We start from the raw sequence: 22,957 nt of genomic DNA on the forward strand, positions 1-22,957 counted from the left end.
TGATATGAATTATATCCGTTAATCGTTTTGACCCTCCAGGCGAGATCGTTTACAATGCTCATAAGTTGTCTATTCATGAAACGATTGGAAGGGGAGGATTCACATCTTACGTAAGTCACACATGCAACAACCTGTTTCCACGGTATATTCATCCATGTTTCGTATCCTGTTAGCGTTCATCCTGTGCGCAGGCCCGATTCTGGGACAAGCCGGTATCACGGCAGCCGCAGCTCAGACAACGCAAGCAGTTCACATTGAAGTGAATGGTGAGCAGCAATCCTGGAAGAACGCACCACTTATCATCAAAGGCTCAACTTTTGTTCCATTGCGGGATGTCGTCACATCCGTTAAAGGCACCTTGAAATGGGATAATCACACCAAGACAGCTACCATTACCGTTGGCAGAGACAAGCTGGTGCATCAGGCTGGCAGTAATTCCATTAGGGTAAATCAGGTTAATCTTGCTACAGGTGTGAATTCACGTACCATTAACGGTACGTTGATGGTGCCTGTCCGGGCCATGGCCAATGCAATCAAGGCAGACATTAAGGTCCAACGAACAGCCACGGGTCAGATGAATGTGAATATGGTCACGGATCAAGTCAGCCTGCTGAACAGTGAAGTTGCCAGCGTAGATACGTATCTGCGCGAGATCAACTATCCAGGTATGGCGCTGATTGCCCGCGATGGTGAAGTCCTGTTAAGACAAGGCTACGGCCTTGCCGATGAACAGACGCTGAATCGTCCGGATCAGAAGACCCGAATCGCATCGCTGAGCAAATCCTTCACGGCCGCGTCCATTTTGAGTCTCGTGGAGGAAGGTAAGATTAATGTGCAAGATCCAATCTCCAAGTATATCTCAGGCATTCCTAAGGGAGATCAGATCACACTGCATATGCTGTTATCCCAGACTTCAGGTCTGCCATCCGCATTTGGTCGGAGTGAAGGAACTTCCATGGAAGAGACTGTAGAAGAGATTCGCCACAAAACGCTGAAGTTTGAACCAGGGAGTGCCTATCTATACAGCAACAGCGGGTATGTTCTGCTTGCATACGTCGTAGAACAGGTATCCGGCATGAGTTATGCCGATTATGTACAACAGACGATACTGAAGCCACTTGGCATGAAAAATTCGGGAGAGGCTTCCCGTAAAGTGCATACGATTAGTGGTTTTGTTCAACAAGATAACGCCTGGGTAACTGCTCCTTATTATGTTTCTCAATCCGGATCGGGCACCATCTATTCAACAGTAGACGATATGCTGAAATGGGACCGTGCACTGTATGCGGACAAGATTCTAAGCCAGGATACGATTGAACAGATGTATGAGCCATACTCCGATAAAAACTATGGTTACGCCTGGATTCTCAAAGAGAACGGCAACAACCGTACCGTTTTCCACAACGGTAGTGGCGGCGGGTTTGCTACAGCCTTTTCACGTAATCTGTCCGATGATATCACGATTATCCTGCTCGGTAACCACGCAGGTATGGACATGACTTCACTTTTGGATGAAGTTGAAGCCAAGACAACCAAAGCACTGCAATTGCAATAATGTATAATTATTGGTATACACATAACAAAAAGACGGTCCTATTAAGGATCGTCTCTTTGCGCTGTATATGTTTTTATTTTTACGACTCATACTTCCACTTCACTCAAACAATCTATTTCCCATCCTGCAAAAGGCAGAGCAACTCGTATTCTCATCATTGCCAGGCAACCATCCATCCGTTCGTTCGTTCAACATCCGTCTACTTTATCGTCACAGGAAGCTTCCCCGCAAAAGGAATGTGTCCCATCAGCGCCTGAGCAACGCTATCCATGGCAAGTGGCCGGCTCTCGTAAGCCGCTACATAGACTTGTGCACCCGGAATCGCGAGCAGATCATAGGGACTTCGCAATGCCACCACTGCCAATGGCTTGCCCAGTTGCTGCAACCAGCCGATCAGTCGACACTGTGGATCACCGGAAGGACTTCCCGCATTGTAGGTACCTACCACAATCTGTCGAACCCCATCCTCTTCCGCAGCTTGAAGCAGACGTGCGGAACGAATGGCAACTTCCTCGGGCGTAACCACCCGATCAACAACATCCAAACCATACTTGGATAAAGCTGAGCCCAAGGTGAACGTCTGACTCAGCTGTTCGTCTGCAATCGTCGTCACGGACGTGGCAACCGTTATGACCAGCGTGCGTTCCCGCTTCAAAGGCAGCATATTCAGCTGATCGCGTACCAGTGTAATACTGTTCTCGCTAATTCGGCGGGCAACCTCTTGGTGTAATAAACTGTTGCGCTCAGACCCGCTGGAATGTGAAAGATCCTTTGATGAATCCGGGGAGGACATATTTGAGAATGTACTAATCACTTCCTCATCGCCTGCACCGTGCAATTCATTCTCCAGCAACCCATGTTTCGTCTTGTACATCAGTAAGCGGGTCACTGATTCATCTACACGACTTTCGCTAATCCGTCCGCTCTCCACAGCTGCTAGCAACGCTTCAAATGCCTCTGCCTGAAGTTTGGCCGTATGGCTAATTAATACCAGATCCGCTCCGGCCTCTACCGCCATCACAGCCGCATCGACCGTGCCATAGTTCACCGCAATGGCATCCATCTCCATGCAATCTGTCACAATCATGCCCTGATAACCCAGTTGCTGGCGAAGCAGACCGCTTAATACGGTATGCGATAGCGTTACGGGCAGACCTTCTGGCTCCAGTGCAGGGAAATAAATATGCGCTGACATCATGGCATCGACACCTTCGGCGATGGCGGCGCGGAATGGAATCAACTCCAGGCGCTCTACCCGTTCCCGATCATGAGTAATGATCGGGAGATCCAGATGAGAATCGGTATCCGTATCCCCATGTCCCGGGAAATGCTTGGCTGTCGCTGCAATCCCGGCGTCCTGTATTCCCGCAATCGTTCTGGCCCCATATTCTGCAACAGATTGTGGAGATTCGCCGAATGATCGTACACCGATGACCGGATTGGCCGCGTTATTGTTCACATCCAGTACCGGAGCAAAATTCATGTTAATGCCCATGGACTTCAGCTCCACCCCACTGATATATGCCGCCTGATACGCATCGTCGATGGAACCGGCAGCGGCGATGGCCATTTGTCCAGGCATCAGAGCGATTCCTTCAGTAATTCGAGCTACCATGCCACCTTCCTGATCAATGGATATCCATAGCGGCACATGTCCGCTGCTTTTGGCAATCTTTTGTATCCCCGAAGATAACCGTTCTACCTGCTCTGGCGACTCTACGTTGCGCGCAAAATAGATCACGCCACCGATTGGATACTTTCGAAGAAAGGTTTCCACATCGCCAGCTGCTTCAGTGCCATGAAAGCCACAAAGCAGCATTTGCCCGACTTTCTCACGCAAGGTCATCTGTTTCAGACGAGACTGGTATAACTTTTTTTGCCCAATCATTTCATGCCTCCCTCCGATAACCAACATCCGTTTATGGATATAACAAAAACGGCTTTCGCCGCTCCTTCCATTCTGCTGCCTGTACCTTCCACGCTTCCATTAAACAAACGAATTCCGTACGGTCATGAATGGTCTCCCTGACGGCCTTCCCCCCTGCCAGCAGGTCGATAAAGTACCTCGAACCCGGCTCAGGCGGCTCCAGCCAGCAGAATTGCTCCGGATAGAGTGACACCAGTTCATGCAAAAGCACTAGCCCCGTCTCTACCGCCCGGAATTTCCTGCTGTCCGTTACAAAGATCCTTACGCCACCACACAGTTCACCTGCATGTTTGGAGAATGTTGGCGACATGTACACTGGATGCACATGCACACCTTCCAGCTTGTATTCCCGAAATCGTTCCGCCAAACGATCCCCCTCAATCCAGGGTGCCCCAATCCACTCGAATGGGCGGGTCGTGCCCCTGCCCTCCGATACATTCGTGCCTTCGAACAGACATGTACCCGCATATAGCTGCACACTATCCAGCGTGGGCATGTTGGGAGAGGGCAGCATCCAGGGAAGCCCACAATCCGTAAACCTCATGGAACGCCGCCACCCTTTCATGGCAACCACGTCCAATTCGCATGGTACATCCATCTCGCTGTTTACCATCAGGGCGAGTTCACCTACCGTCAATCCGGTACGTACAGGTACACGCCAGGCACCCACGAGTGATTCATACCCAGCGTTCAGCACACCGCCCTCCACGACATCCCCTCCCAATGGATTGGGACGGTCCAGAATCAGCATTCGTTTGCCTGATCGAGCGCAGGCTTCCATCATATGGAGCAAGGTTGAGGCATACGTGTAATAACGAACGCCCACATCCTGAATGTCAAACAGGACCGTATCAACTCCTGCCAGCATTGCAGGCGTAGGCCTCTTGTGATCCCCATACAGACTGAACACCGGAATGTCCAGACGTGGATGATGCATGTCTTCGAATCTGACACCCGCCTGAAGTTCTCCATCCAGTCCGTGCTCACAGGCATAGAGCGCTGTAAGCTCGGCATTAGCCAGTCCCGCGCACACATCTATGGTCGAGACAAAATCCGCTGTAATTCCCGTCGGATTCGTAATTAGACCGATTCGAGCACCTGTTAACCATGGATGCGATAACCCTCTCGACAGAAGGTCAACTCCCGTTTGTACAGCCGGCATCTGCCCGGTTCCATTCATCTGGCTCATTACACATTCCCCTGGCTGATCCACCCTGTATGCTGGTGATCATTACCGCCTGTTACGACAGGTTCCTCTTCAGGCTCCAGCACATTGAGAGCCACCTTATGCTGATAGATAGCAAACATACCTCCAAACAGCGCTCCGAAACCAACAACAGTCAGCATCAGCAAAGCAGTCAGGCACATGGCCTGAAAACAGGCACTCATCGTGTACCCCGGGTGACGGAAGAACAGCTTTACACTTTCCCCCATCGCCTGAAGGATGCCCATGTTTTTTTGTAAAACAAGCTGCCAGGTATAGAACTGTGACATCACAGCCATGAGAACAAAGAACGTCTGGAATACGCCTACCGCTGTACCTGTAATCCCACCCTGTCCACCGTAATACCACCAGGTTGACCATAGAATGAAACCAAGCACTGCGAAAAGCACACCCACTGATCCTCCCGGGATTATTCCCTTCACCGTTCCGAGCCAGATATCCTTAAGCCCATTGCGGCGTTCCTTGCGTTCCAGTCTGTGATGCATGGCATAACAGCCCCCGAACAGGAGGGGCATATATATCAAGGCCAGAAGCAGCACCGCAATCGGCAGCGGAGCAAACATCAGAATGGGAACCAATACGATGGAGCTAACGACACTGTACAGAGCCACTGAAATAATGTCCCGATAGATTTCTGCGCCCGACTTGACCAACACTTCACTCAGCTTACGCATTCTTTGTTCTCCCCTTTCTTACCGTTCCTCTTCACCCGGCCCGGTCTATTACTCCCGTCCAATCGCAAGCTCTGTCTCTGGATCAAAAAAGTGTGCCTTACGCAAGTCCAGCACAAAATTTTTGTCCATTCCTACATAAGCATGTGTTTCCGGGTGTACCTTGGCCGTAACCGTACGGGTACCGGAATGGAAATACACCAAATTCTCGGAGCCCAGATGCTCTACAACCTGAACCCGCGCCTGCAGCATATGGTCTGTCGGGATATTCGGAGCGACATCCTCACCAAAAATATGCTCTGGGCGCAGACCCATAATCACCGGTTTGCCTTGATAACTCTGAAGACGAGCAAGTACATCCGCTGGCAAAGTGAATGATGCTCCCTCAATAACAACCTGCGTGCCTTCAACCCGCGCATCAATGAAGTTCATCGCTGGGGAGCCAATAAATCCGGCAACGAACATGTTCCGCGGACTCGCATACAGCTCTTTCGGTGAAGCCACCTGCTGAATATCACCATGATTCATAACCACGATGCGTTCTCCAAGTGTCATGGCCTCCACCTGATCATGCGTCACATACACAATCGTCGCACCAAGACGTTTATGCAGCTCTCCCAACTCCACCCGCATCTGCACCCGCAACTTGGCATCCAGATTGGACAGTGGCTCGTCGAATAAAAACACCTGTGGATCACGGACGATCGCACGTCCCACTGCCACACGCTGGCGCTGACCACCAGACAGCTCGCGCGGTTTGCGCTCCAGCATCGCTTCCAGTCCCAGAATGGAGGCCGCGTTCTGCACCTGTTCATCAATATAGGACTTTGGCTTTTTCAGATTTTTCAGGCCAAAGGATAGATTTTCACGGATGGTCATATGCGGATAGAGTGCATAGTCCTGAAACACCATCGCGATATCCCGATCCTTCGGATGCAGATCGTTAACGAGCCGGTCACCGATCACAATATCACCGCTCGTTTGCTTCTCAAGTCCGGCAATCATTCGCAGTGACGTTGTTTTACCACAGCCCGAAGGACCCACAAACACCACGAATTCCTTATCTTCTATAACAAAGTCCGAGCCGGCCACAGCCGTGAACGTTCCTTTATGATCGTCTTTGAATTCTTTGCGCACTTGGCGAAACTCCACGCGTGCCATAGGTAGATCCCCCTTTACGTTGTCGCTTGTCCTGAACTATATAAGTTCAACTTAACCTTTAACCGCACCGATCGTAATGCCCTGCAGGAAGTAACGTTGCAGTGAGAAAAACAGAATGATCATGGGCAGCGCACCTATTGTTGCCCCCGCCATCATCGCGCCGAAATCGGTTGATTCGGCAAACACGAACGAGGCCAGTCCCACTTGAATCGTACGCATCTCGTTCGAATTGGTAATCAGGAACGGCCAGAAGAATTCGTTCCACGAAGCGACAAACGTGAAAATCGCCAGCACCGCAATTCCCGGCTTCGCCATCGGCAGGATCACTTTCCAGAAGATGCCGAACTCGCTGCAGGCATCAATACGTGCCGCATGAATCAGTGATGTGGGCAGCGTGGACATGAACTGTTTCATTAGGAATATGTTCCCTACACTGACGGCAGCAGGCAGAATAATGGCTGTATACGTATCCCCCAGATCAAACACATTGACCATCAGAATGTACAAAGGAATTAACGTCACCTGTGCTGGAATCATCATGGTCCCCAGAAGGGTCCAGAATACCGCCTGACTACCCGGAAACTTCAGTTTGGCAAATGCATATCCCGCCAGGGAGGCGAAGAATACATTAGTTACGGTCAGTATGATCGAGATGAGCAGCGAATTGTACAGCCAGCGCCAGGCATCGGTTTTGGCAAAAAAGCGCTCATATGGCGATAACGACAACTGCTCCGGGATCATCTGTGGTTTAAACGACGCCGACATCGCGCTATCCTGCACCGAACCGACGAGCATCCAGTACATCGGAATGACCGTCACCAGCGCCCAGACCACCAGCAGAATGGATGCAACAACGAGCAGTGTCTTTTTCTGTGTTGATTTCATGGATTTCATTCACCCCCGGATGCTTAATGCAACGTGCCTACCTCTAATACTCAATATCACTGGAGAAATATTTAAACTGAATGACGGAAATGACTATGATGATAATCGCCAATACGAACGACTGTGCCGAAGCTAATCCGAATTCATAGAACTTGAATGCCGTCTCGTAGATCAGATAAGCGATCGTTGTTGTCGCAAAGTTTGGTCCACCCTGTGTCATCAGATATACCGAGATAAACACCTGGAAAGACGTGATCACACCTGTCACGAGCAGATACAGCGTTGTTGGTTTGAGTAGCGGCCATGTAATCTTGCTGAACTGGGTCCAGCCGCTGGCATGATCAATATCCGCCGCTTCGTACATCGATTTCGGAATACCGCCCATGGCTGCCAGATACAGAATAATGCCCGCCCCGTGCGATCCGAGCCAGTTCATGAGAATGAGGGAAAAGAGTGCCGTTCCCGACTGGCCCAGCCAGATCACCGGGTCAAGGCCGAACAGGCCGAGGAAGCGGTTCAGCAGTCCCGAATCGGTTGGATCAAAGATCGCCAGCCATACAATGGAGATCGTTACCCCGGAGGCTACCGCAGGCAGATACATCGTAGCTTTGAAAAAAGTCTGCCATTTACTCTTCATCTGATAGATGAAATAGGACAGTACAAATGTAATGAGAATATTGACCGGGACTGTGCCTACAGTGAAGATCACCGTATTTTTGATCGACTTCCAGAACGTCTCATCCTTCACCAGTCGCTCGTAGTTATCCAATCCAACCCACGTCGAATTCATAATGTTGTATTTCTGGAAGCTCATCACGAGAGCTGTTAGTACGGGATACAGTGTGAAAATGAGAAACAGCAGGACAGGCGCCAAAATGAACAAATACGCCCACCCGTAATCTCGCCAAAACCGGGCAGCCCGGGAAGTCCGGGGCGCAGACGGTTTTGGCGCAAGGGCGGTCTGCATGGCGAATCCTCCTCTCCTAATCAGTGTGGTTATACATTATGTTTGATTGTCCACGTTATTGTCCGAACATCTGCTGGCCTTTGTTCTTGAAGTCTTCTGCGATCTGCTCAGGTGTTTTCTCACCCGAGAACAGCGCCTGAATGTTAGGCTTCACTACTTGTTCCTTGAATTGTTTTTGCTGTGATGCTTTGTCGATATCCAGTTCCAGTACAACCGGCATCGCAATATCCTCTGCCATGACTTTCGCAGCAGCCAGATTATCGGCTTGACCAAGTTCTTTTCCTTTAAACAGTTCCACCTGGGACTGTCTTACGAATGGGAGAGCCAATTCATTGGCAGAGTTCCCTGCTTTGGCACCACTGAGCGCTTCCATCACCAGGAACGTATTTTTGGCATGCTGCTCGCCTTTGTCCTTCTTCTGTTTGAAGGCTACATACCCTTCGCCGCCCATCGTTGTTGCCGCAGGTTGATCATCGTTATGCGGTACAGGCAAAAGGACAAAATCAATCTTCTCACCCTGTACCTTGCCATCATCAATATCCTTATTGCGGTTCTGAATCATCACATCATAATAAGGAATGGCTTTGGAGATGATCGCCGTTTCCCCTGCGTAGAACATATCCGTCCGTTTCGCTGGAGCGAGAGCCGCTGTTTCCTTCGGCATATACCCTTGATCCATCAGATTTTTGATAAAAGAGAGAGTATCCAGAATGCGATCATCATTCCACTGGAACGTGCCGTCTTTATCAAGAACATCGATCATGCCGTTGTTCCTGGATAACAATTCAATGAAATCGAGCGAAGTACCCTCCGTAACCAACGCATACTGCTTAGCTCCGCCATCGAGCGTTTTGGTCAATTTGGCTGCGGCATCGTTGAATTCGGACCAGGTCCAGCCATTTTGCTGAATCGATTTCCAGTCAATGCCCGCTTCCTCCAGGATCCGTTTGTTACCACCCCAAGCCCATTGGAATTGATATAAAGGCAGTCCATATTGTTTCCCCTGAATCTGGCCTAACTCAAGCGTTCCTGGCAGATAGTCATCCTTGATCTCAGGTGTCAGGTAGCTGTCCAGCTCAAGTGCCAATCCTGTATTCACATACGTACCATCTACACTGTGGAAATACAGATCCGGCGGGTTCCCAGCATTCAGAGCGACATCGAATTTTTTGGGGCCTTCCGCCCAGGAGAGCATTTCCGTCTTCACGGTAATGTTCGGGTGTTCTTTATTGAAATCAGAGATTAGATCCTTCAGTTCATCTTCATATGTGCCATGTACAGGATACGTCCATACGGTCACCGTATCTTCTGCATTGGGATCATCTGAAGCAGCGCCCCCGCTATTCCCACAGGCAGTAACCATGACCATCATCAACAACATTGCCCACACTAGACCCTTCTTTTTCATCCCTTCATCTCCTTCGCGTGTCGTCTCCCGATAATTGCATTGCCTAACCATGCTACCCCTTTTGAAATCATACATCCTTAAACGACTTAACAGACTATTGAGCGTGGCAGTAAGGAAAATGCACCTCCCTTATGGATTAGACCTGAACGTACGCAGGATTAATCTCTTAAATGCAATATAACGTCAACTTAGTTGACATTAACAGTATTAATTCCTTCCAAAATTGTAGATTGAGTTCATTATATGAGCTCTGAAATAAAAATTCAACATTATTTTTTAATATAAAATTTAATTTTACTTTTTCATTTTATGCCTCTATACTATGTAAAAAGAAAACTCAAGCAATCGAGGTGAGCCACTTTGCGAGTATATGTTGGCGTAGATGGAGGCGGTACCAATACTGATGCAGCAATCATTTCTGAATCTGGCGAGATTCTCGCCCGGCTCAGCGGAGGCCCCACGAATCCTCACAGCGTACCCCTGGAACAGGCCCTTTCCGAACTGCAACGAGTGCTGGAACAGCTATTCAATCTAAAAAGTGATCTATCGACAAATTGTGAAGGTATATGCCTCGGTATGTCAGGTGTAGATACCGTGCAAGAACGGCAACTTATAGCCGACGCAGTAAATAACTATATGAAGAGTCGTAATCGACAGGGATCAGAAAGCTGCCCTGTCTGGGTTGTATCCGAAGGAGAGATTGCCCTGATGGCCTCTCTCGGACATACTCACGGTGTATTGTGCATCTCTGGAACAGGGTCCATCGTGTACGGATTCACGCTAGAAGGAGAACGATACCGTGCAGGAGGCTGGGGTCATCTGCTAGGAGATGAAGGGAGCGGCTATCGTATTGGACAACGTGCACTCCAAGTGGTCATGCAGAGCTATGATGGTGTTCTTCCTCCAACCCGTTTAACCCCGCTTCTTCTAAAGAAACTGAACCTTCGGGATATATCGGAGCTAAAGTCGCTGGTCTATCAGACGAATTGGGGCAAAAGCGAGACAGCATCCATCGCCCGCCTTGCTATAGAGGCAGCTGAATCCGGGGACGAGGCTGCCCGGGCACTGATCATCGATGAGGCCGCACAATTGGCGGATACCGCCAAAGCGCTGATTGCCCGTCATCCCGAATTTGCATCTACTCAGGTTGTCCTGTCCGGGTCGTTGTTTCGATACGCAGCACTTTTCCGAAATACATTTATCCAGAAGTTATCGGGATATTATGGAGAGTTGGAATTTGTATATCGTGAAGATGCCCCTGCTCCATCGGTAGGTGCAGCACTATTGGCAAGAAGATGCCGTTCCCTGAATGTATCATTCTAAAAGAGAGAAGGAGGCCGTACAGATGAATCACATGCTGAACTCATTAGTAACGGAACAACCCAATCCACTAACGGATCATATAGATGAATTGCCATCGGCAGAAATTATGGAACTGATTAATAAGGAAGATCAACGGATTGCAGAGCTTATTCAGCCCCTGATTCCGGTCATTGCCCAAGCGGCGGATCGGATCTTGGAGGCCTTTCAGTCTGGCGGGAGGCTATTCTATGTAGGTGCAGGCACCAGTGGAAGATTGGGGATACTTGATGCTTCGGAATGTCCGCCTACCTACGGAACCCCTCCCTCCATGGTGCAGGGTATTATTGCAGGGGGATTCCGGGCAGTGAAGGACCCCGTTGAAGGTGCTGAAGATAGTGAGGAATTGGGAGCGGCGGACCTTGATGAACATGGATTAGACAAAAACGATGTCGTGGTTGGCATCGCAGCCAGTGGGCGAACGCCGTATGTGCTGGGTGCGATGAGACACGCCAGGGAGATCGGAGCTACGGTGATCAGCCTGAGTAACAACGCAGGTACGCCGATGACCCTTTTGGCTGATGTGAGCATCGAGGCCGTTGTGGGCCCGGAGGTTGTCATGGGATCAACACGTATGAAGGCAGGCAGCGCCCAGAAAATGATACTGAACATGCTCACCACTACTGCCATGATTCGTCTAGGCAAAGTTTACCGTAATTTCATGGTCGATCTGAATCCTTCGAACGAAAAGCTTGTCCATCGGGCCAAACGCATGATCCATCTGGCAACCGGAGCGAATGAGGCGGACATTGAACAGGCCTTTGCCGGTGCAGACGGTCATGTAAAAACGGCAATCGTCATGCTGATGGCTGGTGTGGACGCCGTGGAAGCACAGCGAAGACTGGATCTGGCTGACGGATTTGTCCGCAGCGCCATTGCAGGTACTTCCTGAACCAAGCAGGGCGCATAGTCCTTGAAGTTGAAAGAGCCTGACATCAGTCTGGGCTCTTTTTGGGCTTTTTTTTATACGAAAAGCAATATCATTCGCGTCAAAAAATCCCCTCCTGTATGATAAACAGAAAGGGGATTCATATGATTCTACTTCATTTGTGCTCCAGAATAGCCTGCCGGCTCTTCTCCAAATATTCCACCGACTGGTTGTAGTCGCGACTGGCAATCGCCAGATACAAAATGTCGATCACGTTCAACTGAGCAATCCGTGACGATGTTGCTCCACTCCGAATATCACTTTCGGTGGACGTAATCATCAGAGGTACATCCGCCATACTGCTGAGTGTATTGCTGCCCCACTTGGTAATGCTGATTGTCGCTGCACCGCCTTCGTGAGCATGCTTCAGACAGGAGATTACATTCGATGTCTCTCCTGAATACGAGATACATACCACCGCGTCATCTTCGCGGAGCGTCGTTGCAGACGAAATCTGCATATGTGGATCGGCAAACGAAAAGCTTGTGCGATTGATTCGCATGAACTTGTAATGTGCATCCAGCGCAATCAGGTTCGAGGCCCCTACCCCATAGAAAAAAATCCGGTTTGCCCGATGAAGCACGTCCACAGCCTTTTCCACCAGACGTGGGTCCAGAATATGAACCGTATCCTTCACTGACTGAATATTATTTGCGGACACATGCTGAATAATGCTCTCCATGGAGTCCTGGGGACGAATCTCCGTATAATTATATTGCTCATCCGTCTGTAAATCTCCAGCAATCTTAAGCTTCAGTTCCTGGAAACCCGCTACCCCGAGCGATTTGCAGAGACGAATAATAGCTGCCGGGCTGCCCCCGCTACGTTCGGATAACTGTGCCACCGAGGACTGGACGGTTTCTTGTGGGTGATCGAGAATATAAGCTCCGATCTTCCGCTCCGATGGGGTCAGGTCATCCATTAATGCGCGTAAACGTACAAGTCCACCTTTCATGCTCTCCATTCGCTCCTCCTTTCCATACTGCATTCATGTACAAGCATTTTATCTTATAATTTCACTCGCGTCTAATTGAATTCCTTGTCCTTCCATAACTGAACTCCATTCGAAGGTCAGGTCTTACTAAAGTGTCAGGTTGCCTGAGATTACGGCATGTCTCGCGCCGGTTACTGCCGGAAGTGTATTGGTTCTCCCCATAAGTGCCTCATGGCCAAGTAAAGCAAAACCAATGGCTTCCCGAGCATCATCCGGTATGCCATAATCTGCTGTTCTCTCCAAACGGATATCCTTTGGAAGTCTATGACGGATCATCTCCATTAAGGTGGTATTGGAGGTGCCACCACCGCAGGCGAGCATGGCCGATATGTGCACCTTGGGCAGGATAAAATCCTCCACTGCACGCACGATGGTCTCCGCGGTCAGACAGGTGGCAGTAGCCAGCGTATCTTCCAGCGTTAAGGAACGTGCTGCGGCCATCTCCATCAGTCTCACTGCATACGCGGCGCCATATACTTCCCGCCCGGTACTTTTCGGCGGGAGTCGTTTGAAATACTCATCCTCCAAACACAGGTCTACCAGACCCTGATCGACCTTCCCCTGTGCGGCAATGCTTCCACTCGGATCATAATGCTGCCGCCCGTCCGTTGCCTGCCGCACAATGGCATCCATCACCATATTGCCCGGTCCCGTATCAAAAGCCGAAATACCTTCGGTAGATGACTCGGATGGAAGCACCGTCACATTGCCAATGCCGCCGATATTCTGCACCAGCCGCCCTTCCGTCGGACTGCGGAACATCAGAGCATCCGCATAAGGCGTAAGCGGAGCCCCCTCCCCACCAGCCGCCATATCCCTGGCTCGCAGGTTGCCAATCACTGGCAGTCCTGTCCGTTCCCGAACGACAGCACATTCACCGATCTGCAATGTCGATACCACATCAATACTTGCTCCCGTTGGCCCTGGAAATGCAGATGCTACAGGAGCATGCCATACCGTCTGTCCATGCATGCTAATCACATCCACCTGCTGCGTTGAGATGCCGGCAGACCGCATTAATTCCGTAACACTATGCGCATACCACTCCGATACACCAAAATGCGCAGCTGTCAGCTCGTCGACACGAGCTGTCCCCGGTGAACATAACCGGATCAGTACATCTCTCAATTCATTCGAATACGGCACACAGACGAAATCAACCAGCTCGATCTGTTGTAATGCCCCGCTCATATCGGTTTGAATACGCACCAGCGCCGCATCCGTTCCGTCCAGAGACGTCCCTGACATTAGTCCAATGACCAGATGCTCCTGCTTCAAACGATACTTCTCCCACATCGGATAGCTGCCTGTATCCATCCACTTTCAACCTCCTGCAAGACCCGATGATCACATCATCTGCCAACATTTTACCCAGTATATGATATAAAATTTCACAAGTCAAACTTTATGTGAAATTAAATTACATCAGATAAAAGTTAACGCCTCTCTTTGTATATTTTCCTACGCTCTCCGATTTAAAGACATAAAAGGTATGCCAAAACAGGCTCTCGCCCTCAGCGAAAACCTGTTCATTCGTCATTAGACACTATATATAATCGAGCACACTAAAGATCAGAACCAGCCCTGCAATGCACATCATCCAGGAGAGAACTGAACCGGACTGTTCCTCCAGTTTTCTTTGCAGCTTTTCCACGATCCCCTGTATCCTGGAACCCAGCCATGTATGCAACACATAGATCACAAGGGGTGGCGTGATCATGATTAGATTATATCCAATAAGAATGAGTATCCATCCCGTTATTGGAATTCCCTCCGTGATCATCAGACTTACCGCAGTATAATAGGGAAGAGCTGTTCCTGCTTCCAACAAAAATGTAGAGATGCCCATGACAAGTAATCCCTTGAACCCCGTGGAACGGGGAACTCGATATTTCTTTCTTCCACCTGCCTTCGGTTTGACCCAGAAACTCCCTGTAAAGAGTATTCCTCCTACGATCAAAAGGGCCCAGCTCACAACTTTATGTTGAAAAAATGACGTGAAGATTGCTTGTAACAGCTCCAATCCTACCATCAGTAAACAGCCCAGGACCAAGTATAAAAACATGACGGTCACTACGTAGATCATGAGCCGTGAGCCAAAACGCCGGTTCTCTTGAATCATTAAATATAACGTTACACCAATCAGCGCAGGACTTAATGTATCCAGTAGTGCAAGTCCCCCAATATAAAACAGTAATTCAGCCTTCATGAGTAGGTCCACTCTTGTTCTCCATATAAATATCATAAGCCGCTTCCATATAATTGAGCAGTTCTGGCTCCAACGGATAAAATCCAAGCTCATTGGATGCTTGAGTAGATTTTCTGGCATCCCACAGTTTCTCCAAAAAAGCGTCCTCTCCCCCAAACTGCTCCTGCTGTTTCTCCATCATACGACGAATTACATTCTGGACTTTATCGGCATCAGGGGCATTATTCATATGACTTTTTAACTGGCCAATCAGTGCAATCCATTCCAGAGAATCGGGATCATTACCTTGCATACGGGGCAGTTTCTCCCATAATTCCAGCTCATCATGGCTAAAGCTGTTTTCTTTATATGATCGTAGCCTGTCCATATTTGGCTTGGAGAGCTGAATCAGCTTCTCAAGCGTATCTTGCTTATTACCTTGCTCCATTATAAGGCTGTTTAACATTTCTCTCAGAGATGAGGCCATAGAATTCAACCGCTGTTGTTCTTCTATAATATAGGAAAGTTGATTCCTTAGAGACTGTTCCCAATTCCATGACTTATCGGTGAGCATCTCCCGAATTTCTTTTAGCGAGTAGCCCATATTTTTGAAAAATTGAATCTGCTGTAGCTTCTTTAAATCCTCTTCTACATATAATCTGTGCCCCCCTTCCGTTTTGGAGGAAGGACTTAAGAGGTCAATCGAGTCGTAATATCGTAATGTTCTCACTGTCATTCCCGTTCTGTGCGCGAGTTCATGAATATGAATATACAATGCGTTATACACCTCCTACAGCTCATATATCATTTTTCTTTTTCCCGTCTATCATCGTATATTTCAATAGATAGCCTACCCCCAGCCCAATTAACACACCTGGAAATACATGATTCATGATTAGTCCTATACCTGCACCGATAATAACACAACTATATATGAGAATATCTTCCGTTTTCATGATTATTACCCTCCTTTTCCCTATATAACTGAATTCGTGACCATTATACATAATGACGTTACGTCAACTTCAACCCCTATTTTTTCGGAAAACACCTTGATCCTGACGTTACGTCATCATATAACATGAAGTCATACAAAATTCAAACTCATACCGGAGGTGATCTGATGACAAAAGTTATTTCCTTATGCTTCTGTCTGCTCTTTGTTTTAACATCCTGTAGCTTATCCAGTAGCGCCATTACCGACACACAAAAGGCATCCCTGAATTCCATTGACCTCATCTCAATAGATAATGGGAGTACTCCAATAACCGTGGAGACTGTACCCGATATTACCTCTCTGGAAGTATCAAGTAACGCATATGATCATAAACCCGTTTTTAATATGGTCCGCGGCCACAGAGACGTAAGGATCTCTGCAAGTAATCATATGGTTCGGATCTTTAATCTGGCGAACACACCTGTGATCACGGTTAGAGTCCCACTTCATTATGAAGGTGATCTGCGTATTAACAGTTCATCCGGAAAAGTCCAGATCAACCATATCCAATCCAACTTGTGGGTTGACGGGACTAGTGGTTCAATTGAACTGACTGCTGAACGTATTCTATCCAACATTCACCTTGCCTCAACTAGCGGTAATATCACACTGAGCGTAGTGGAAGAAAATCCAAATGTGAGCTGGACCATGGAATCTCGAAGTGGCAGACGTTCTCACTCCCTCGACTTGCAGCAGGTTAGTGATAACAAACACACCTCCAAAGGCACTACAGGGCAAGGGACATATCAAGTCCATATCCTCACCAAATCAGGTAATATATCGATTCAATAAGACATGTCTATCTTGCAATACATTTCAATTGAAAAGACAAAAAGAGGCGCACAAAGGCGCCTCGGATGTACTAAAATCAGATGTGCAACTATTAAAAGAATAACTCATCTCCCGGAGACAACGCATGGATATCAGCTTCCGCAGATGAACCTTCATCAAGCAAACCTTGTCTCAACCGTTCCGTCTCCGCAAGGTCGGTATGCACAAGCACGGTATGCCGTGCCGATATCCGGCCCAACATCTGCTCCACATCCCTCCAACCCTGATGAACTTTGTAACGCAATTTACTAACTTCACATTCGCCATACTCTTCTGAATTTTTCAATAACTCATCAGCAAAAGTTCCAGCGGCAACATGCCCGGTGAGCAGAATCAGATTTTTCTCATCCGATGCCCATTTCTCATAGTACCAACGTGCAAGCGAGGACTGCATCATGCCGTCCGGCACAAACCATAGGGAAGCATGATGTTGTTCCAGCAACTGCAGACGCTCTTCTTCGGTAGATGTCTTTGCCCAACCTTCTCCGCTCAGAAAATGATCGATGCTGTCCGCAGGCGAAACTTCCCCAATCCGCTCTTCCGTCCTGAGCCAATAGGGAACACGATGTAACTGTGTCATCCCATCCACCAGCTTCTGTTCCACAATCATGGGGACGTCCTGAAAACATTGCTGCGCCCACAGAATAATCTCCTGGCCGCGGCCCACCGCAGGCATAGGCAATAAAACCTTGCCACCCCGAGCAAGCGTACTGCTGATCGCGCTCTCCAGTTGTTGCAGTTTATCGACCTGCGTATCCTGGTCCGTACCATAGGCAGCATCTACGATCGCCAGATCAAGCTTAACCTGGGATGAGTCAGTCATGGATGCCATGGCTTCTATACTTTCTCTCCTGTGCATTTGTTCGGTAAGGATGTTGCTGTGTAACAATGCAGATGAGCCTAGTGCTGTCTCTGATCCGGTAGATCCTGTAGCAGCAAGGGTCTGAGCATATGCTGATTGATCAACCAGTATCTGTCCCATAGCTTGACCAAGTACCATTTCGCTGACCTGTTCGCTGTTCGCATCCGTTTTAACATTGGGCGCGTTGAAGTTGGACATATCCTGAAGGCTTTGAACTGGAGCAGGGACAACCCCTACGCGGCTATGGCGATTCAGGTCTGCCCACCGGAATCCGTCAGCCACATCATCATCCTCTAGAAGCATGGACTCCGACGTATAATCGCCGGAGTACAGAACCCGCTTGCCCTCCATCTCAAGACCGAACCAGACCGAACCAGCCAGATGCCCGCTGCGCCCCCAGATTGCCGCTACCCCAGGTATGATTTCAAACCAATGACCTCGCTCGGCTTCGTTCTCCAAGAACCTGTATCGAATACGCTGCTCGTCCGTTTCATCATAGGGTATTACATATCCTGCACGTTCCATATTGCTGCGCCATGCCCGAAAATACGTACCCAGCTGCTCCCTCGTCTCCCTTGTCGTCCACACTTCACCCTGGTAGCCCATCTTATACAGCAAAGGGATGGCAACTGAGTGATCCTCATGGGCGTGGGACAAGAGGACCGCGTCCAGTTGTGGGACAATCTCCGGGTCAATCAGCGGATACTGGCCTGCGCCTTCTTTTTTGACACCACAATCGAGCAAAAGGCGAAACCGGCTCCCGCTCAGAAGATAGGCGGAACGTCCATGTTCCCCTGCACCGCCCCATACATTCAGTTTGATCATGATGCATTCCACTTTCTCTTTGAATTCAGCATCTCGATTCCAAGCAGCATCATCACCGTCATGCCTACAGTCACAACGGCCATCGCCATTCCGAGTGATACCTGACCTTGTTCAAACTGGGCAAAAATATACGTCGCCGACGTCTGCATGGACGGTGGAAGAATCAACAACGAACCTACCAGCTCTCGGGTAGCAATCGTAAAGGTCATCATCCAACCCGCGAGCATGCCGGGCAGAATCAATGGGATCAGGATTCGCCGCAGAATATACAGCGGCTTCCCGCCGAACACTTGACCCGCCTGGAACAATGTTCCGTCAATCTGGGTAAAGCTCGATTTTACATACTGCACGGTGTAAGGCAAGAAGAGAACAACGTACGTGAGAACAACCATGCCGTAGGTGTTATACAACGTGACTGGCATCCAGGGTGAATTCCAGAAGAGAATCAGACCCACAACCATCACGATACCCGGCACCGTATTAGGCAACAGACTGAACAAGTCAATCACACGCTGCATGAATGAAGATGATCTGCCGATCGCGAGCGCAAAACCCGTACCAATAACAACAGCAACGGTTGAAGCCGCGAGAGATAGACCGAGACTGTTCCCGATGGCCTTCATACTCACTGATCCCCAAGATAAGAGCTCTTTGTAATGATCCAAGGTGAGATTATCAAAAGCAATTCCCGATCCCCGCAGCTTCATGGTCGAAGCGGCAATGATGGAGAAATACGGAATGCCTACCGACAGGATCAACAGGATCGCAAGATACACTCCGCACAACCATCCTGCTCCCCCACGAAGGGAATATCGCTTCGAACGTTGCCCTTTACCACCCACCAGACGATACGTGAACTTTCGACTCATGGCAGACTGCATATACCACATCACCAGACAGACGGACAGCAGCACCGATGCCAGCGAAGTCGCCTTGCCGAAATCAATCGGCCAACTGGAGATGTACTTATGAATTTCGGAGGTCATGACATAATAGCCAATCTTGCGCCCGAAGGTTGCCGGTGTACCGAATTCCGCAATCGTTTTGACAAAGACCAGCATGATCCCCATACCGTAGGACGACAACAATAAGGGTAAAATAATGCGTCTGAAACGGTACCCTGCACGTGCACCGTGCACAGCCCCCGCTTCTTCCAGATTTCCGCCGATGCGGATCAGTGCATCACGAAGCAGCAGATACAGGAATGGGAACAGGTGCAGGCTCATAATGAGCACCATGCCCCAGAAGCTGAAGAACATTTCACTCCAATTTGCAGAAGAGGGTATCCACTGTTGGAGGTATCCCCCTTTTTGCATAAATAGGATCCATCCCATAGAACCGATATACGGCGGAGTCATGAACGGAATCATCAGGATGACATCGACCCAGCGATGCTCGCCCATCCGGGTCTTTGCCATCATCCAGGCCAGCGGCAGCGCCAGCAGCGTGGTTACCGCCACAACGCAGATGCCAAGCCAGACGGAATTCAGCAGTACACCCGACAGATGATGTCCTGTAATCGTGCGAATCGGGGCCATCCAGTCCCATTGTCCGTCCACATACACACTTTGCCAGAAGATCAGCAAGAGCGGCACGCCAATACTTATGGTCAGCAGAAAGAGGGCCAGAATCACGCCCACTCTCCGAAAAATACGGTTGTTGTCCATAACAACAGGTTTCACTACGTTCACCTCACATGACTTTCCACAGACAGCAGGTATGATTTAGACGAATAGAATGAATTATTTCGATCCATACCTTGCTTATTGAAAGACGTTCTTTGGATTTATGCAAAAGTACTCTTATTTAAACGTCTCGGAAAAACGCGCTGCTGTCTCTTCGCCATGTTCGCTCATCCAGTTCCAATCCACTTTAAGTTGTGGGATATCCTTCACATTGGCGCGGTTAGTCGCTTCAATATCTTCGCGGCCCGGGATTAGATAAGCATCTGTAACGAGCTTCTGTGCTTCATCAGACAACAAGTAATCAATGAACGCTTTGGCATTCTCTACATTCGGACTGGATTTTAGAATTGCTGCCGGTCTTGGGCTGATTACCGTGCCTTCTTCCGGATATACGATATCCAGTGGTTCACCTTTTGCCTTGGAGGAATACGCCATGTAGTCCACACCCGCGGCTACAATGCTTTTCGCACCTGTAATCACCGGATCAAGGGCTTCCTGATTGGCTCCTGCCATTGCTACTCCATTCGCTTTGTAGGCACTCATCAGATCCCATCCTTTTTCACCATTCGCACTCAGGTATCCTGTGATGAAGTCAAGTGCTGAGCCTGATAATGTAGGGTCGGGAATGTTCACTGCATCTTTCCACGCAGGCGTAGCAAGATCTGCCCAACTTGTTGGCGGGGTAGATACCAGTTTGGTGTTATACACAATACCCAGTGCGGAAGCACTGCTGCTAAAATAGTTGCCTTCTGCATCCGACCAGTCCTTGTTCAGCTTGTCCGCATTGGCTGCTTCGGGGTAAGGCATCGTCAAACCATCGGCTTTCAAAGCCTGTGCTGAAGGCAAGGAGGCCAGGATTACAACGTCTGCTACCGGATTGGATTTCTCAGCTTCCATACGAGCCAGAATTTTTCCAGTTGTTCCCTGGAACATCTCGACTTCGATTCCTGTTTTGTCTGTAAATCCACTCACAATGTTATCGGCCAGTTTCTGTGGGCCAGCACTGTACAATACCAACTTGCCGCCAGCCGGTTTCGTTGTTTCCGCCGCCGCTGCTGTGTTTCCCTCACTTGCGGGTTGTGCTGCATTGCCTGTGGTTGTGTTCCCCGTACTACATCCGAACAAACTGATACTCATTACCGCAGTTAATAACAGCATTGCACTCTTTTTCCGTGTTTTCATCCCCAACATATTCATCCATCTCCCCTGGTTTCCGATTAAGTTGTTCAATCTGTAGTGCTTTTGATTGCATTCACACATCAATTCATCCCTAATTTGCTGCTGCGATCACTTCACGGTGATTCACAGTTTCGACATCCTGTCCATCCATGCGGCATATCCACTCGGGAGCAACATAGAGCTGAGCCTTCTCGCCTACGCGTACTCTCTGGTTCATATAGGCTGTCCATACGCCGAGCCCTTCCATCTGCACCCGCACTTCGTAGCGTTCACCTACATAGCTGACGCTGAGTACAGTTCCCGGATAACACAGATCGTCATGACCTGTTTTGTTCCAGGTGACATGCTCTGGACGCACCATCGATTGATTAGGCGTGAGCCAGTTGGACTTTCCGATAAACGAAGCGACATACGGATCACTTGGCGCCGAGTAGATCGTTTCCGGGCTTCCTTTTTGCAATATCCGCCCCTTCTGCATCACCACAATCTCATCCGACATCGACATTGCCTCGATCTGATCATGTGTGACGTACAGCGCAGTCAGTCCCATGTCCCGAACAAGCGACATCATCTCAATCCGCATCTCTTCCCGAAGTACAGCATCCAGTGCACTCAGTGGCTCATCGAACAGGATTACACCAGGTCTGACGGCTACGGCTCTGGCAAAAGCAACCCGTTGCTGCTGTCCACCAGACAGCTGATGAGGATATCGATCTTCCATGCCTTGCAGGCGAACCATGCCAAGGGCTTCATTCACCTTTTGCCGCAGATCGAATTTCTGTTTTCCGGCCTTCAGGCCAAATGCTACATTTTCATATACGGTCATATGCGGCCATAATGCAAAATCCTGAAACACCATGCCCAGATTACGCTTGTGTGTCGGTATATCAATCCGCTTCGCCGCAGAGTAGATATACTCACCATCTGCACGAATCTCCCCCGCATCCGGCTGTTCCAGCCCGGCCAACATGCGGAGCAGTGTTGTTTTGCCACAGCCCGATGGGCCGAGCAGTGTTGTGAACTTTCCATGTTCAAGCGTTAGATCTGTCGGCAACAGTGCGGGGGTTTGATTAAATGATTTTTGAATTCCCGTTATCTCTAATTTCATAAGCATCCCTGCCTGTCTTCTGTTACTTGATCTCTTTTGTTACTTCATCTCTTGCACTGTTCTCAGTCTAACGTCCGCTTTCGCGAGTTGTATGTCTTGTATGTAAAATTGGAATTAACTTTTTAGATGAATTCTGTTGATGTTCATAGATTAAATCTATAGTAGGTGAACTAAATTAATTTTCATGTTGTCGCTCCGATTA

General features: G+C 49.1%; 20 protein-coding genes. 4 read left to right on the top strand and 16 right to left on the bottom strand.

The genetic code is table 11. The annotated features are described in order from the left end of the window. Window positions 1-121 precede the first annotated feature (121 nt). On the top strand, window positions 122-1,555 hold the full coding sequence (locus tag MKY73_RS27810; RefSeq protein WP_339304652.1) for a serine hydrolase: 1,434 nt from the start codon (window positions 122-124) through the stop codon (window positions 1,553-1,555). 199 nt (window positions 1,556-1,754) lie between these two features. Here MKY73_RS27810 and nagZ read toward each other — a convergent pair whose 3' ends face one another. Genes nagZ through MKY73_RS27845 form a run of 7 tightly spaced genes read right to left on the bottom strand, consistent with a single transcriptional unit; the run spans window position 1,755 to window position 9,799 of the window. Then, window positions 1,755-3,443, bottom strand: coding sequence for a beta-N-acetylhexosaminidase (gene nagZ, locus MKY73_RS27815; RefSeq protein ID WP_339304655.1), 1,689 nt, complete (start codon window positions 3,441-3,443; stop codon window positions 1,755-1,757). A 31-nt stretch (window positions 3,444-3,474) separates the two neighbouring features. Next, complete coding sequence (locus tag MKY73_RS27820) at window positions 3,475-4,671, bottom strand: DUF1343 domain-containing protein (RefSeq protein WP_339304656.1); 1,197 nt, start codon at window positions 4,669-4,671, stop codon at window positions 3,475-3,477. Further along, window positions 4,671-5,381 (bottom strand): hypothetical protein, encoded by a 711-nt coding sequence (locus MKY73_RS27825; protein ID WP_339304657.1) that lies wholly within the window; start codon window positions 5,379-5,381, stop codon window positions 4,671-4,673. Before MKY73_RS27825 ends, MKY73_RS27820 begins: the two co-directional genes overlap by 1 nt. A 48-nt stretch (window positions 5,382-5,429) precedes the next feature. After that, on the bottom strand, window positions 5,430-6,539 hold the full coding sequence (ugpC, locus tag MKY73_RS27830; RefSeq protein WP_339304659.1) for a sn-glycerol-3-phosphate ABC transporter ATP-binding protein UgpC: 1,110 nt from the start codon (window positions 6,537-6,539) through the stop codon (window positions 5,430-5,432). 51 nt (window positions 6,540-6,590) lie between these two features. After that, a complete protein-coding gene (locus MKY73_RS27835) occupies window positions 6,591-7,424 on the bottom strand; it encodes a carbohydrate ABC transporter permease (RefSeq protein ID WP_105601619.1) in 834 nt (277 codons plus the stop codon). A gap of 43 nt (window positions 7,425-7,467) precedes the next feature. Beyond that, entirely contained in the window at window positions 7,468-8,391 is a 924-nt protein-coding gene (locus tag MKY73_RS27840; RefSeq protein ID WP_339304661.1) for a sugar ABC transporter permease, read from the bottom strand. 55 nt (window positions 8,392-8,446) lie between these two features. Then, the gene (locus MKY73_RS27845; RefSeq protein WP_339304663.1) at window positions 8,447-9,799 is read right to left on the bottom strand and encodes an extracellular solute-binding protein; all 1,353 of its coding nucleotides are present in this window, start codon (window positions 9,797-9,799) and stop codon (window positions 8,447-8,449) included. A gap of 360 nt (window positions 9,800-10,159) precedes the next feature. Here MKY73_RS27845 and MKY73_RS27850 point away from each other — a divergent pair, with 360 nt between their 5' ends. Next, on the top strand, window positions 10,160-11,122 hold the full coding sequence (locus tag MKY73_RS27850) for a BadF/BadG/BcrA/BcrD ATPase family protein (protein WP_339304665.1): 963 nt from the start codon (window positions 10,160-10,162) through the stop codon (window positions 11,120-11,122). Window positions 11,123-11,144: 22 nt separating this feature from the next. Then, the gene (gene murQ / locus MKY73_RS27855) at window positions 11,145-12,050 is read left to right on the top strand and encodes an N-acetylmuramic acid 6-phosphate etherase (RefSeq protein ID WP_339304666.1); all 906 of its coding nucleotides are present in this window, start codon (window positions 11,145-11,147) and stop codon (window positions 12,048-12,050) included. A 151-nt stretch (window positions 12,051-12,201) separates the two neighbouring features. Here murQ and MKY73_RS27860 read toward each other — a convergent pair whose 3' ends face one another. From MKY73_RS27860 to MKY73_RS27880, 5 genes are all read right to left on the bottom strand, one after another. Then, complete coding sequence (locus MKY73_RS27860; protein ID WP_339242872.1) at window positions 12,202-13,041, bottom strand: MurR/RpiR family transcriptional regulator; 840 nt, start codon at window positions 13,039-13,041, stop codon at window positions 12,202-12,204. Between the two features lie 126 nt (window positions 13,042-13,167). Next, window positions 13,168-14,397: an anhydro-N-acetylmuramic acid kinase gene (locus MKY73_RS27865; protein WP_339304668.1), complete on the bottom strand. Its 1,230-nt coding sequence runs from the start codon at window positions 14,395-14,397 to the stop codon at window positions 13,168-13,170. Between the two features lie 229 nt (window positions 14,398-14,626). Further along, entirely contained in the window at window positions 14,627-15,289 is a 663-nt protein-coding gene (locus MKY73_RS27870) for a GAP family protein (RefSeq protein WP_339304670.1), read from the bottom strand. Next, on the bottom strand, window positions 15,279-16,043 hold the full coding sequence (locus tag MKY73_RS27875; protein WP_339304672.1) for a MerR family transcriptional regulator: 765 nt from the start codon (window positions 16,041-16,043) through the stop codon (window positions 15,279-15,281). The genes MKY73_RS27870 and MKY73_RS27875 overlap by 11 nt, the downstream gene beginning before the upstream one ends. 22 nt (window positions 16,044-16,065) lie before the next feature. Then, window positions 16,066-16,224 (bottom strand): hypothetical protein, encoded by a 159-nt coding sequence (locus tag MKY73_RS27880; protein ID WP_339239160.1) that lies wholly within the window; start codon window positions 16,222-16,224, stop codon window positions 16,066-16,068. 167 nt (window positions 16,225-16,391) lie between these two features. On the opposite strand from MKY73_RS27880, the gene MKY73_RS27885 reads away from it, so the two are divergent. Then, window positions 16,392-17,057, top strand: a complete 666-nt coding sequence (locus MKY73_RS27885; protein ID WP_339304674.1) for a DUF4097 family beta strand repeat-containing protein — start codon at window positions 16,392-16,394, stop codon at window positions 17,055-17,057. Between the two features lie 91 nt (window positions 17,058-17,148). Here MKY73_RS27885 and MKY73_RS27890 read toward each other — a convergent pair whose 3' ends face one another. The 4 genes from MKY73_RS27890 to MKY73_RS27905 all read right to left on the bottom strand — a co-directional run bounded on the left by MKY73_RS27890 (window position 17,149) and on the right by MKY73_RS27905 (window position 22,755). After that, window positions 17,149-18,783: an MBL fold metallo-hydrolase gene (locus MKY73_RS27890; protein WP_339304675.1), complete on the bottom strand. Its 1,635-nt coding sequence runs from the start codon at window positions 18,781-18,783 to the stop codon at window positions 17,149-17,151. Further along, the gene (locus tag MKY73_RS27895; RefSeq protein WP_339308785.1) at window positions 18,780-20,450 is read right to left on the bottom strand and encodes an iron ABC transporter permease; all 1,671 of its coding nucleotides are present in this window, start codon (window positions 20,448-20,450) and stop codon (window positions 18,780-18,782) included. Before MKY73_RS27895 ends, MKY73_RS27890 begins: the two co-directional genes overlap by 4 nt. Before the next feature lie 135 nt (window positions 20,451-20,585). Next, window positions 20,586-21,659 carry an ABC transporter substrate-binding protein gene (locus MKY73_RS27900; RefSeq protein ID WP_339304676.1) on the bottom strand — a complete coding sequence of 358 codons (1,074 nt, stop codon included), beginning with the start codon at window positions 21,657-21,659 and terminating at the stop codon, window positions 20,586-20,588. A 79-nt stretch (window positions 21,660-21,738) separates the two neighbouring features. After that, entirely contained in the window at window positions 21,739-22,755 is a 1,017-nt protein-coding gene (locus MKY73_RS27905) for an ABC transporter ATP-binding protein (protein ID WP_339304678.1), read from the bottom strand. Window positions 22,756-22,957: the final 202 nt, after the last annotated feature.

This window comes from Paenibacillus sp. FSL R5-0519, from assembly GCF_037974275.1.
Classification (GTDB): Bacteria; Bacillota; Bacilli; order Paenibacillales; family Paenibacillaceae; genus Paenibacillus.